The sequence below is a fragment of the Streptosporangium sp. G11 genome (assembly GCF_051192615.1).
Taxonomy (GTDB): Bacteria; Actinomycetota; Actinomycetes; order Streptosporangiales; family Streptosporangiaceae; genus Streptosporangium.
Genome location: NZ_JBPJUQ010000013.1, coordinates 39513 through 51883 on the forward strand (window position 1 = coordinate 39513; position 12371 = coordinate 51883).

A 12371-nucleotide genomic window follows, 5' to 3' on the forward strand; every position below is an offset into this window, starting at 1 on the left:
TGTCACCTGCCCGATAGGACGACCGCACTGCCCTTCTGGTTGGTCACATTCACATCACCCCTGACGTGAGAGAGGCCCGATGGAGGCTCGCGGAGAACGGGGAAGCGGGGAAACGGGAGAACGGGAAAGCGGCTCACGTCCCCTGCGCCACGCGCAGCGCGAGGGCGGGGCACATCTCGACGGCCCTGCGGGCCATCCGCCGGAACTGGGTGGGCACGGTGTCGCGGCTGAACGCCGGGTAGCCGTGCTCGTCGAGGTGGACGAGGTCGGGGGCGAGCTGGGCGCACAGGCCGTGGCCCTGGCAGCGGGTCCAGTCCACGGTGAGCTTCACCTCTGGCTCGTTCTCCTGCGGGGGCAGGGGGAGCACGCCGAGTACCGGGCGCCCGCAGCCGCCGCGCAGGAGGTGTTCCTCGATGTCCTCGGGGAAGGCGTCCAGCGCCGACAGCACGAACCTGGACGTTCCGTCGGGGTGGAAGCACGCGCCCCTGCCCTTGACGCTCGCGGCCCTGCCCCGCAACTCGTCCAGGGCGGAGGCCGACCCGTTCACGAGCTCGGCCATCGACTGCGCGACGTCCGGGAGGCCGAGACGGCAGGGGCCGCACTGCCCCGACGACTGGGCGGCCAGGTATTTCGCGACCCTGGCCGTCTCCCCCAGCGGGCACGTCTCCCCGCCGAGCGGCACGATGATCCCGGCGCCGAGCTGGCCGCCCGCCTCGGAGATGCCCTGGCGGGAGATGGTCGCCACGGCCGCGGCGTCCGCGTGGAGCCACGCGCCGTGGTAGCCGCCCACCAGCACCCCGTCGCCGGTGGAGGCCTGGCAGGCGTCCAGGACGGCGTACAGGGGGGTGCCGGTCGCGACCTCGACCACGGCCGGGGCCTTGGCGGAGCCTCCCACGGTGAGCAGGACCGTCCCGGGCTCGCGCGCCGTGCCGACGTCGGCGTACCGCTCCGCGCCCAGGGTCGCGAGGACCGCGAGCTGGGCGTACGTCTCGGCGTTGGACAGCAGGGTGGGCAGCCCGTTCACGCCGCTCTCCACGGCCCTGACCTTGCGGCCCGGCGGCTCCCCGACCTGGCCGTTCACCGAACGGACCAGCGCGCCGCCCTCGCCGGAGATGAACCTCTCGACGATGCCGACCACCCGGACCTGGTCGCTGATGCCCCGCTCTTCGACCGCGGCGGCCACGGACGCCTGGCCCATGCCGCCCTCGACGGTTGCGATCACGACCTGCTTGGCGCCGATCGCGCCCGCCGCGAGCAGCGCCCCCTCGATCACCAGATGGGGGGTCCTGGTGAGCAGCATGGTGTCCTTGCTGCTCGCGGGCTCGCCCTCGGCCGCGTTGACCAGGACGATCTTCTCCGTCTTCTTGTCCATCACCGCGCGGACCTTGCGGGCGAAGGGGAACGCGGCTCCGCCCCGCCCGCGCATGTCCACCTCGTCGGCCAGCGCCGCCAGCTCCTCGCCGGACATGCTCGGTGCCGTGCCGTGCATGTCGCGGTGTTCCGCGAGGTCCATCCTGCGGCAGTCCTCAAGCCCGGCGGTCAGCCGGGCGGGTCCCAGCTGCCGGACGGGGGGAACGCGATAGGGAATCATCCGACATCTCCGATACGACGAAGCTCGGGCGGGTCCTCACGCACCAGGCGCGGGATGCGGCCGACGATGCTCGTGGGCGGCGTGATGCTCGTGGGCGGGGTCAGCTCCGCGGCGACGGGCACCGCCACCGGTATCTCCTCGCGCACGATGATCGGCTTGGGCTGCAGCTCGGAGATCACCCTGATCAGCAGGGCGGCTCCCACCGCGACCAGGCAGACCACGTAGCTCCAGGTGACCCATTCGGCGGGTGCGCGGCCCGCGGTCAGCCCGTGCAGGACCGCCATCGGCCACGCCAGGTAGGCGGAGCCGTGCAGCATACGCCAGAGCCACGGCCTGCGGTTCTCCGCGAACCTGGCCCGGGCGACCCCGGTGAGGAAGACAAGGATCATCAGGTCGGAGGCGATGGCCCCGAAACCGACGTACAGGCTCTGGCCGCTCACGCCCAGCGGGACCACGACGGACGCGAGGGAGGTCTTGCTTTCGATGATCTTCATGATGACGTGGATGGCCAGGAAGCCCATGCCGAGCATGGCGGCGGCCCGGTGGACCAGCTGGGAACGGATCCTGCCCAGGACGGGCAGCACGATCCGGTCGGCGGAGAGCAGGCCGAGCGCCACGGTCGCGGTGAGCGACACGAGGGCGATCACGCCCGAGAAGAACGAGAAGATGCCACGGACGGTAGCGGCCACCTCCATGCCGGGCGCGGTGCGCCCGAGCATCAGAAGGCCGACCACGGAGACCGTGATCGTGACACCGAGGCCGATCCTGGCGGGCCTCTGGTCGAGACTGATCCCGGCCTCCGACCGGGTGTGTCTCGGAGTCCGTCTGTTACCCACCTATGGCTCCTGTCTGCGAAGCGGCTCGAACGACATCTGCGTGCGAGGGTGATGGACTCTGATATCGCGAGATGCCGCCCGCCGTCTCCGCGGGGGTGTGGAAGAGGCGCGGAGACGGGGGGCGGCGGTCCCGGAAGGATGCCGTCAGCAGCGACGGTTCCTGTTGATGCAGTCGACCGCGAACCTCATGAGCCGGTCGGGCATCAGGTTGGCGAAGTCGGCGTGGTCGGTGACGGGGTTGTGCCGCTGCTCGGGGAAGGCGTCCAGCGCGAAGGACGCCGTGCGCGGCGTGGCGTAGACCAGGCTCATCCGCAGCTGGGGGATGGCCCTGGTGCCGGACGGGCAGGCGCCGTTCGCGTCGGGGAACAGCACGTGCGTGCGGTGGTTGGCGCTGTCGTTGTTCTGGCCGTCCCAGCAACTGGGGAAGTCCAGGATCCGGACGAGCTGGCTGCCGCGCGGGCAGAGCGGGTACTTGGTGGTGATCCGGTTGGTGAACCCGGTGCAGGTCCACTTGGCGAGGGCGTTCGCGCCGCCGTTGGTGGCGGCCTTGGCGTCACCGGTGATCATCCTGATGAAACGCGGCATCGGGCTCACCCTGGAGACCGGGTTCCCGCGGAACTGCAGGCTCACCTGGCGGGCCTGCATGATGGTGCCGACGTTGCCGTCCGGGTCGTTGGCGTTGGCGTCGCTCGTGCGGTCGCGAAGGACCGGCCAGAAGTAGGTCGAGCGGTCGTTGAGCGCGCACGTGGTGCCCGCGGCGGCCAGGGACTGGTCCGTGGAGAACCCGTCGGTCGACAGGTTGCCGACGTAGTCGTGGACATGGTGGGCGCCGTTGCTCACGCCGGGGGCCACGATGAAGTTGTCGGAGTTGCGGTGGTTGTTCCTGTTCGTGCCACACCGGGAGGTGAAGACGCCGGCGGAGCCGCCGCGCCGCGGCCGGATCTCCTGGACGTTCCGCTGGACCTGCCGGATGTCGATGAAGTCCTCGGGGAACGGCCCGAGGTCGGCGCACTCGGCCTCCTCGTCGTCCTGCGGGGGAGCGGGGCTCTCGCTGGGAGCCGGAGTCTCGGCCGGCGGGGCGTCGGTGGGGGTCTGCGAGGGCGCCTGGGTGGGCCTGCGGCGGGCGTTGTCGCCGGCGTTGTCCTCGGCCGGGGCCTGCTGCTGGTCGGCGGACTCGTCGGGGGCGGCCGGCTCCGTGGGAGACGCGGGGATGAGGCTTCCGCCCGCGGGAGGCGCGTCCGCGGACTGGTCCTGGGCGGGAGCGTCCTGTGCGGGCTGGTCCTGTGCGGGCTGGTCCTGTGCGGGCTGATCCTGTGCGGGAGCGTCCTGCGCGGGGGGTGCCTGCTCCTGGTTTTGGTTCTGATTCTGGTTCTGCTGGTCCTGGTTCTGCTGCTGGTCCTGGTTCTGGTTCTGCTGGTTCTGGTCCTGTGCGGGCTGGTCCTGCTGGCTTCGCTGGTTCTGGGCCTGCTGCTCGGCGGGGTCGCAGTGGTCACCGTAGGCGGGAGTCGTGACCGCCACCGTGAACGTGACGGTGGTGAGCGTGCTGGCGGCGAGGGCCAGTGCGGACAGGGAGACGAGCGAGCGTTTCATGATTTTCAAGCGTTTTCTCTCCTCACAGGTGTGTCGAGAGCGGAGACGGGCGGCGGCGGGGAGGGCATCGGAGGCTCGGGAAGGTCCGAGTAGTCGACCAGCCCCGTGCTCTCCAGCAGGGTCATGTGCTTCATGACCACCTCGACCGCCCGCTGGGCGAATGTCCTGACCAGGTCGTTTCGGGTGCCGGATCGTACGCCGGCGACCACCCCGAAGACCTTTCCGTGGGCCGCCCGCAACAGCTGGGCGAACAGGAGGTCGTACTCGGCGCCCGGTTTCACCGCCGCCAGCTGCGCCATCCAGCCCTGCTGGTCGGCGTTGGGCTGGTCGGGCAGCGGCACGTTCAGCTTGGCCGCGAGGGCGCGAACCTCCTCGTCGAGCTTGAGGTGGTCGGTCATCAGGTGCATGCCGACCTCCTTCACCCGCTTGCTCGCGGCTTTCTGCTGGGCCTGCTGACCGCTGGGAATCTCCCAGAGACCGGCCAGGCGGACCTTGACCAGCAGATCGCGGTCGGCCGCGCCCAGAGGCCCCTGCGGGGTCTGGACCCAGCCCTGCGCGGCCGCCCCGCCGCCGGGCGGGGTGATCAGGACGACCGCCACGGCGGCGATCGCGATGAAGACCCCGAACAGCAGGGGCTCGCCGTTCTTGAAGCGGCGGAACAGTGATCTGAACATGGCCCGGTTCCGCTCTCAGAGAATGGCCGCTACCAGGGCCTTCTCGGCGCCCGGCGTGGTGGCGAACGTGCCGCCCGGCCCGTACGGGGCCGGGTGCGTGAGGAGGAGGACAGCTCCGACCGGCCACGGGATGTGCCGCACTGCCATGTCGTTTCCTTTCCCCGAGGCCCGCCGGTGCGGGCGCACTTGGTGGGAGGTACGCGGCGCCGCCCGGGGTGGTTCAGAAGAAGTGATGAGATAGTTAGAAATAACTGGAGTTGCCAGAGTTGCAGACGGGACTGATAACGAAGGTGTAAAGATGTGCCCGTGCGTCAACTCGACAGTCGGTTCGAGAGCGCGGACACCGATGTCCTCCTAGTAGAAGACCTGTACCGGGAGTTCGGTGTACCTCTGCTCCGCCATGTGCGTAAGGCCACCGGTAACGATCTGCAATGGGCGGAGGACGTCGTCCAGGAGACGCTCGTCCGAGCCTGGCGTAATGCAGGGAGGTTGCAACGAGAGCCCGGCCTGTTGTGGGCCTGGCTCCTGACCGTCGCCCGACGTATCGTCATCGACGGTCGTCGCAGGCGAGGGACTAGACCACAGGAGGTCGAACCCGCCGACGCGAACGCTGTGCCCGTTCCCGACGGGGCCGATCGCGCGCTGGAGGCGATGATCGTCGCCGAGGCGTTGCGAGAACTGTCCCCAGAACACCGCGAAGTCATCGAGCAGACTTACCTACGGGACCGTACGATTAACGAAGCGGCGGAAATCCTCGGGATACCGCCGGGTACGGTCAAGTCCCGGCTCTACTACGGGATCCGGGCTCTCCGAAAGGTCCTGAAGGAGAGAGGTGTCGCGAGCTGATGTTGCCCTCCCCGCATCATGACGTGGCTGCGTACGCGCTCGGGGTGCTCGACGAAGAGGACCACGAGGCGTTCCAGAGCCATCTCATGACATGCGAGGAGTGCCAGATCGAGCTCCGGGAACTCAGTGAGGTTCCCGGATTCCTCGATGTGGTGAAGCGGGACCGCTCCAATGCCCTGGACGATGACCGGACGCCACATTGACGTTTAGCCGGTTTTGGGGTGATATCAGAAACGGTGGTATGTCCCGGTCAACGAGGATCGGGACAGACGGCCACTGGAGGTGTCGTGCCGCGGGCCATGCCCGATGGGCGGAGTGCGGGCTGGACGGCCCCGCCCGCAGGGCGAGGCGCCGGGAGCGAGGCCAGACTCGCCCGGCGGTGCCGTAGCCGTTCCGAGGCGACCCTATGGAATGATTGCCCTACCGCCACCTCGCAGGGAGAACCCGCCGTCTCCGACCAGGAGCCCTTCCGTTCCCCGCCGGCAGCGGCGAGAGACCGCGGTTCCCATGACGAGCCGCGGCGCCTGGCCGTGATCTCGATCACCCATGACAGGCCGGCCCCCCGCGGCGGGCGTTTCGCGCCCCGGTCCCCGGGGAGCGGAGTGCGTCCTGGAGCGGACGGCCGGGCGAGGGCGCCGCATCCCGGAGGGCGTGCGTGACATCACTTCCTCTCCACCGGGCACCTTTTCCGCAGGAATCATGAGCTTCACCATGGATTCCCATCTAACTGTGCAAAACCCCTCACAAAGGAGTGAGAGCGACATGCCGCTCGACGAGGCCAAGGACGAGCTGCTGAGGAGTGCCGCGGAGACGTGCGCGCACACACCGGGCAGCGATCACGTGGGCGTGGAGGAGGCGCTCGCCTTCCTGCGGCTCTACTACCGGCATGTCGCCCCGGAGGACCTGCTCGGCCGCGACCCGGTCGACGTGTACGGTCCGGCGATGACCCAGCGGCAGCTCGCCGAGAGGCGCCCCCAGGGTCGTGCCCTGGTGCGGGCCTACACCCCCACCCTGGAGGAGCACGGCTGGGACCCCGGGTTCTCCGTCGTGGAGATCGTCACCGACGACATGCCCTTCCTCGTCGACTCGGTGACCATGGAGTTCGACCGGCACGACATCGGCACCCACCTGGTCGTCCACCCGCAGATGCGCGTGCGCAGGGACATGACGGGCAAGCTGCTCGGGCGTGACGAGCAGGACGTCACCGGGCAGGTGCTCGCCGAGTCCTGGATGCACTTCGAGATCGACAGGCAGAACGACCAGGCCGTGCTCAAGGCGATCGAGACCGACCTGCAGCGCGTCCTGGAGGACGTGCGCGGCGCCGTCGAGGACTTCGTCAAGATGCGGGCCCTCGCCCTGCGGACCGCCGAGGACGTCTCGGCCAACCCGCCGCCCCTCGACCCCGCCGGGGTGGAGGACAGCCTGGAGCTGATGCGCTGGCTGGCCGACGGGCACTTCACCTTCCTCGGCTACCGCGAATACCGCCTGGAGGTGGGCGAGGAGGGCGACAGGCTGCACCCGATACCCGGGACCGGGCTGGGCATCCTCCGCAACGACAGCGCCGACTCCGGCAGCTTCGCCGCGCTCCCCCCGGAGCTGCGCGCCAAGGCCCGCGAGAAGCAGCAGATGCTGATCATCACCAAGGCCAACACCCGCGCCACCGTCCACCGCTCCGCCTACCTCGACTACGTGGGCGTCAAGCTCTTCGACGCCTCGGGTGAGGTCGTCGGCGAGCGGCGCTTCCTCGGCCTCTTCACCCACGTGGCCTACAGCGAGTCGATCTCGCGCGTCCCGGTGCTCCGGCGCAAGCTGGCCGAGGTGCTCGTGCTCGCCGGGCTGACCGCCGACAGCCACGACGGCAAGGACCTCATCGAGATCCTGGAGACCTTCCCCAGGGACGAGCTCTTCCAGACCTCCGTGGAGCAGCTGCTGCCGATCGCCCTCGGGGTGCTCAGGCTCCGCGAGCGCAAGCAGGTCAAGGTCTTCCTGCGCCCGGACGACTACGGCCGCTACGTCTCGTGCCTGGTCTATCTCCCGCGCGACCGCTACACCACCAAGATCCGCATCAAGATGCAGGACATCCTGCTCAAGGCGCTCGGCGCCGGCACCTTCGACTACAGCGCAATGATCGGCGAGTCGGCCCTCGCCAGGCTGCACGTGGTCGTGCGCGGCGAGCGCGGCAGGCCGCTGCGCGCCGACACGGTGAACGTCGAGGAGCTGGAGGCGAGGCTGGCCGCCGCCACCAGGTCCTGGGAGGACGACCTGGTCTCCGCGATCATCGAGCTGAGCCCCGAGGAGGAGGCGCCCACGCTCGTCCGCCGCTACGCCTCGGCGTTCCCCGAGGGGTACAAGGCCGACTTCCCCGCCCGGATGGCGGTCGCCGACCTGCGCCGCCTGGAGACGCTGGCCGCCTCCTCCGACGAGATCGGGATGAACCTCTACGAGCCGTACGACGCCTCGGAGGGCGAGCGCCGCTTCAAGCTCTACCGCCTCGGCGCGCCCGTCTCCCTGTCGCGCGTGCTGCCGCTGCTCCAGCGGATGGGCGTGGAGGTGGTCGACGAGCGGCCGTACGAGATCGACCGCGACGGGGACCCGGTAACCAAGGACGCCTGGATCTACGACTTCGGCCTGCGCTACACGCCCTCGCCCGAGGTCGACAGGGATGAGTTCAAGCGGCTCTTCCAGGACGCGTTCGGCGCCCTGTGGGCCGGGCGGGTGGAGAGCGACGGGTTCAACGGGCTCGTCCTGGCCGCCGGGCTGACCTGGGAGCAGGCCGAGATCCTGCGCGTGTACGCCAAGTATCTGCGCCAGGCGGGCACCACGTTCAGCCAGGAGTACATCGAGCGGGTGCTGATGGGCAACGTGCGGCTCGCCCGGCTGCTGGTGCGCCTGTTCGAGGCCAGGCTCAACCCCCGGCGCCCGGCCGAGGTCCGCTCCGACCTGTCCGACGCGCTGCACGAGGAGATCCTCGCCGCGCTGGACGAGGTGGCCTCGCTGGACGAGGACCGGATCCTGCGGGCCTACCTGGAGATGATCGGCGCCACCCTGCGGACCAACTACTTCCAGCGGGTCGACGGAGAGCGCAAGCCATACGTCAGCCTGAAGCTCGACTCGCCGTCGATCGGCGTGCTGCCGCTGCCCCGGCCCAAGTTCGAGGTGTTCGTCTACTCGCCCAGGGTCGAGGGCGTGCACCTGCGCTTCGGCAAGGTCGCGCGGGGCGGGCTGCGCTGGTCGGACCGGATGGAGGACTTCCGCACGGAGGTGCTCGGGCTGGTGAAGGCGCAGATGGTGAAAAACACCGTCATCGTCCCCACCGGGTCCAAGGGCGGCTTCGTCGTAAAAAATCCGCCAAAGTCGGGTTCGCGAGAGGAAACCCTGGTCGAGGGCATCGCCTGCTACCGGATGTTCATCTCCGGCCTGCTCGACCTCACCGACAACCTCGTCGACGGCGAGGTGGTCCCGCCCGCCGACGTCGTCAGGCACGACGGTGACGACACCTACCTGGTGGTCGCCGCCGACAAGGGCACCGCGACGTTCTCCGACATCGCCAACGCCGTGGCCAAGGAGTACGGCTTCTGGCTGGGCGACGCCTTCGCCTCCGGCGGCTCGATCGGCTACGACCACAAGGCCATGGGCATCACCGCCCGGGGCGCCTGGGAGTCGGTCAAATACCACTTCCGCACGACCGGCGTCGACATCCAGAGCACCGACTTCACCGTGGCCGGGATCGGCGACATGTCCGGTGACGTGTTCGGCAACGGCATGCTGCTCTCCCAGCACATCCGGCTGGTCGCGGCGTTCGACCACCGGCACATCTTCGTCGACCCCCAGCCGGACGTCGCCCGGAGTTACGCCGAGCGCGCCCGGCTGTTCGCGCTGCCCCGCAGCTCCTGGGACGACTACGACGCCTCGCTCATCTCCAAGGGAGGCGGCGTCTGGCCCCGCACGGCCAAGTCGATCCCCGTCTCCGCGCAGACGCGCGCCGCGCTCGGCATCGAGGCCGACGTGACGTCGCTGGCCCCCGCCGACCTGATCAGCGCCATCCTGCGGGCCCCGGTCGACCTGCTGTGGAACGGCGGCATCGGCACCTACGTCAGGGCGTCGAGCGAGTCCAACGCCGACGTCGGCGACAAGGCCAACGACGGCCTGCGGGTCACCGCCGCCGAGCTGCGCTGCAAGGTGATCGGCGAGGGCGGCAACCTGGGCTTCACCCAGCTCGCCCGGATAGAGTTCGCGCTCAACGGCGGCCTGGTCAACACCGACTTCATCGACAACTCCGCCGGGGTGGACACCTCCGACCACGAGGTCAACATCAAGATCCTGCTCGACCGGGCCGTCCGCGACGGGGAGCTCACCGACAAGCAGCGCAACCAGCTCTTCCTCGACATGACCGACGAGGTGGCCGACCTGGTCCTGCGCGACAACTACGACCAGAACGTGGTGCTGGCCGCCGCCCGCGCGCAGGCCCCCGACATGCTGCACGTCCACGCGCGCCAGCTGCGCAGGCTGGAGCGGGCCGGGCTGCTCAACCGGGAGCTGGAGTTCCTGCCGTCGGACAAGATGCTGGCCGAGCGGCGCCAGGCCCGGCTCGGGCTGACCGAGCCGGAGTTCTCGGTGCTGCTCGCCTACACCAAGCTGGTGACCGACGCGGAGATCCTCGCCTCGGACCTGCCCGACGACCCCTACCTGGCGTCATGGCTGGTGTCCTACTTCCCGTCGGCGCTGCGCGAGCCCGGCATCCGCCCCTACATGGACACCCACCCGCTCCGCAGGGAGATCATCACCACCGGCGTGGTGAACGACCTGGTCAACTCCAGCGGGACCACCTTCATGTTCCGCCTCGGCGAGGAGAGCGGCGCGTCCACCCCGGACATCGCCCGCGCCTACCTGGTCACGCGGGAGGTCTTCGACATGCCCAGCCTCTGGCGCCAGATCGAGGAGCTGGACAACAAGGTCGACACCTCCACCCAGATCGCGATGGAGCTGGAGGCCCGCAAGCTCGTCGAGCGGGGCACCCGGTGGCTGCTGGGCAACCGGCGCCCGCCCCTGGACCTGGCCTCCACCGTCGGCTTCTTCGCCAAGGACATGAACGGCCTGCTGCCGCACCTGCCCAAGCTGCTGGCCGGGTCCGACCTGTCCGCCTTCGAGGAGCGGCGCGACGCCTTCGTCTCCCGGGGCGTCCCGGCCGAGCTGGCCGAGCGCGTCGCCGCGATGGTGCCCGCCTACTCCACGTTCGACCTGGTCGAGGTGGCCTCGCGCACCGGCCGCCCCGTGCACGACGTCGCCGAGGTCTACTTCGACCTCGCCGACCGGCTCCAGCTCTCCAGGCTGCGCGAGCGCGTCGTCGCGCTGCCCAGGGACAGCCGCTGGAACTCCATGGCGCGGGCCGCGCTCCGCGACGACCTCTACGCCGCGCACGCCGCGCTCACCCACGACGTCCTGACGCACAGCACCCCCGGGCTGTCGCCCGAGGAACGCCTGGCGCGCTGGACCGAGGCCAACTCGGCGGCGGTCTCGCGGGCGCGGCAAACCCTGTCGGAGATCTGGGAGAGCGACAACTTCGACCTCGCGACCCTGTCGGTGGCCCTGCGCGCGATCCGCACGCTGGTGGCCACCATCAACCTCCCGCACGCCGACGCCTGACCCGCTCACCCGCGCCCGGGCCCCTCACGGGGGTCCGGGCGCGCGGGCTAGCTCATGATGACCTTGGTGAGGCCGCCGAGATAGCCGATGACCCTGGCCGCCCGGCCGCTGTTCCTGGCCGGGACCGTGCTGACGTACAGCTGCGTCTCCACGGTGCGCAGCTCCTTGAGGATGAACGGCTCCTTCGCCAGCTTCCTGGCCTCGGGCGGGATCTGGGTGTCCGACCCGCACGGTGTGACCTTGATCGTCCGTGTCGTCGTCCTGATCAGGGAGTAGAGGACCAGCGCGCCGCCGTCGGTGGTGCGCAGCGCGTGCACCGGATAGTCGCTCGCGGCGAAGATCGAGTCGTATCCCAGGCAGTTGTTCTTCTCGTCCGCGCGCCTTTTCGTGATCTCGTCGGCGAAGCCGGTGGTGTGCGGGCCCTCCTCGATCAGCCGCGCCGCGAACCCCCGCTCGCCCTCCTCGGCCGAGGTCGCGTGCAGCGGGGCCATCAGCCGCGGGCTGATCGCCACCGTCGCGTCCTCCTCGCCCAGCGCCGTCGCGTACCCCTCCGCGTCCGTGGCGACCGCCGGAGGCCGGGCGCCCTCGTCGAGCAGCGAGGTCGAGCTGACCTGCCAGTCCTCCCCGTCCTGCCGCATCAGGGTCAGCACGGCGGTGCGGACCCGGCCCGAGGGCTCCTCGCGGTCCACGACCGCGGCGAACCACAGCGGGCCCCGCTGGTTGCGCGGGACCAGCAGCCGGGGGGTGCCCCACGTGTAGTGGGGGAGGGCCTCGGCGGAGCCGTTGAAGGCCGCAGCGGTGAGAGCCTTCTGCCCGTCGCGGGTCTGCTCCAGCATGAGCCTGCGGTCGACGTCCAGGTGCGGCACCGCCGCTCCCAGCACCCCGTCGGCGCCCACGACGCCCGCCAGCGCCTTCTTCGCCTCGGCGAGCGTGACCGGGGGCGGGGAGGGGAGGGCCGTGGGGCGGGTGGCCGGCGTGGGGCCGCCGGCCGAGGGACTCCGCTCGGGTCTGGCGTCACCGGAACCGGAGCAGGCCGCGGTCGCGGTGATCAACGCCAGCGCGAGTGCGAGCACACCCCGTCGCCCGTGTTCGCGCACGTTCACCTCCCGATGCTCCCCGATGCGGGCCATGCTAGCCATGGTGGGGGAGCACGCCGTACCCGATGAGGCTCGGAGGTCGCGTACCCTTTAC

9 protein-coding genes are annotated in these 12371 nt (G+C 70.1%); 3 read left to right on the plus strand and 6 right to left on the minus strand.

The annotated features are described in order from the left end of the window. Positions 1–133 precede the first annotated feature (133 nt). The 5 genes from ACSDR0_RS15490 to ACSDR0_RS15510 all read right to left on the minus strand — a co-directional run bounded on the left by ACSDR0_RS15490 (position 134) and on the right by ACSDR0_RS15510 (position 4838). Positions 134–1591 (minus strand): NADH-ubiquinone oxidoreductase-F iron-sulfur binding region domain-containing protein, encoded by a 1458-nt coding sequence (locus ACSDR0_RS15490; protein WP_435289494.1) that lies wholly within the window; start codon positions 1589–1591, stop codon positions 134–136. After that, the gene (locus ACSDR0_RS15495) at positions 1588–2427 is read right to left on the minus strand and encodes a hypothetical protein (RefSeq protein ID WP_435289495.1); all 840 of its coding nucleotides are present in this window, start codon (positions 2425–2427) and stop codon (positions 1588–1590) included. Before ACSDR0_RS15495 ends, ACSDR0_RS15490 begins: the two co-directional genes overlap by 4 nt. 144 nt (positions 2428–2571) lie before the next feature. Next, on the minus strand, positions 2572–4017 hold the full coding sequence (locus tag ACSDR0_RS15500) for a DUF1996 domain-containing protein (protein WP_435289600.1): 1446 nt from the start codon (positions 4015–4017) through the stop codon (positions 2572–2574). A gap of 5 nt (positions 4018–4022) precedes the next feature. Continuing rightward, positions 4023–4691: a DUF4142 domain-containing protein gene (locus tag ACSDR0_RS15505; RefSeq protein ID WP_435289496.1), complete on the minus strand. Its 669-nt coding sequence runs from the start codon at positions 4689–4691 to the stop codon at positions 4023–4025. Positions 4692–4706: 15 nt separating this feature from the next. Further along, positions 4707–4838: a hypothetical protein gene (locus tag ACSDR0_RS15510; protein ID WP_435289497.1), complete on the minus strand. Its 132-nt coding sequence runs from the start codon at positions 4836–4838 to the stop codon at positions 4707–4709. Between the two features lie 159 nt (positions 4839–4997). Here ACSDR0_RS15510 and ACSDR0_RS15515 point away from each other — a divergent pair, with 159 nt between their 5' ends. The 3 genes from ACSDR0_RS15515 (at position 4998) to ACSDR0_RS15525 (ending at position 11180) form a co-directional block, all read left to right on the plus strand. Continuing rightward, on the plus strand, positions 4998–5537 hold the full coding sequence (locus ACSDR0_RS15515; protein ID WP_329090583.1) for a sigma-70 family RNA polymerase sigma factor: 540 nt from the start codon (positions 4998–5000) through the stop codon (positions 5535–5537). 23 nt (positions 5538–5560) lie between these two features. After that, positions 5561–5740, plus strand: a complete 180-nt coding sequence (locus tag ACSDR0_RS15520; RefSeq protein WP_435289498.1) for a zf-HC2 domain-containing protein — start codon at positions 5561–5563, stop codon at positions 5738–5740. A gap of 559 nt (positions 5741–6299) precedes the next feature. Continuing rightward, positions 6300–11180, plus strand: a complete 4881-nt coding sequence (locus tag ACSDR0_RS15525) for an NAD-glutamate dehydrogenase (RefSeq protein ID WP_435289499.1) — start codon at positions 6300–6302, stop codon at positions 11178–11180. Positions 11181–11227: 47 nt separating this feature from the next. Here the strand turns inward: ACSDR0_RS15525 and ACSDR0_RS15530 are convergent, their stop codons facing one another. Next, the gene (locus ACSDR0_RS15530; RefSeq protein WP_435289500.1) at positions 11228–12310 is read right to left on the minus strand and encodes a hypothetical protein; all 1083 of its coding nucleotides are present in this window, start codon (positions 12308–12310) and stop codon (positions 11228–11230) included. Positions 12311–12371 lie beyond the last annotated feature (61 nt).

Bases quoted from the DNA above. Each gene is read 5' to 3' on its own strand.
- ACSDR0_RS15490 (WP_435289494.1), bottom strand. From the start codon at position 1,591: ATGATTCCCTATCGCGTTCCCCCCGTCCGGCAGCTGGGACCCGCCCGG.
- ACSDR0_RS15500 (WP_435289600.1), bottom strand. From the start codon at position 4,017: ATGAAACGCTCGCTCGTCTCCCTGTCCGCACTGGCCCTCGCCGCCAGC.
- ACSDR0_RS15505 (WP_435289496.1), bottom strand. From the start codon at position 4,691: ATGTTCAGATCACTGTTCCGCCGCTTCAAGAACGGCGAGCCCCTGCTG.
- ACSDR0_RS15510 (WP_435289497.1), bottom strand. From the start codon at position 4,838: ATGGCAGTGCGGCACATCCCGTGGCCGGTCGGAGCTGTCCTCCTCCTC.
- ACSDR0_RS15525 (WP_435289499.1), top strand. From the start codon at position 6,300: ATGCCGCTCGACGAGGCCAAGGACGAGCTGCTGAGGAGTGCCGCGGAG.
- ACSDR0_RS15530 (WP_435289500.1), bottom strand. From the start codon at position 12,310: ATGGCCCGCATCGGGGAGCATCGGGAGGTGAACGTGCGCGAACACGGG.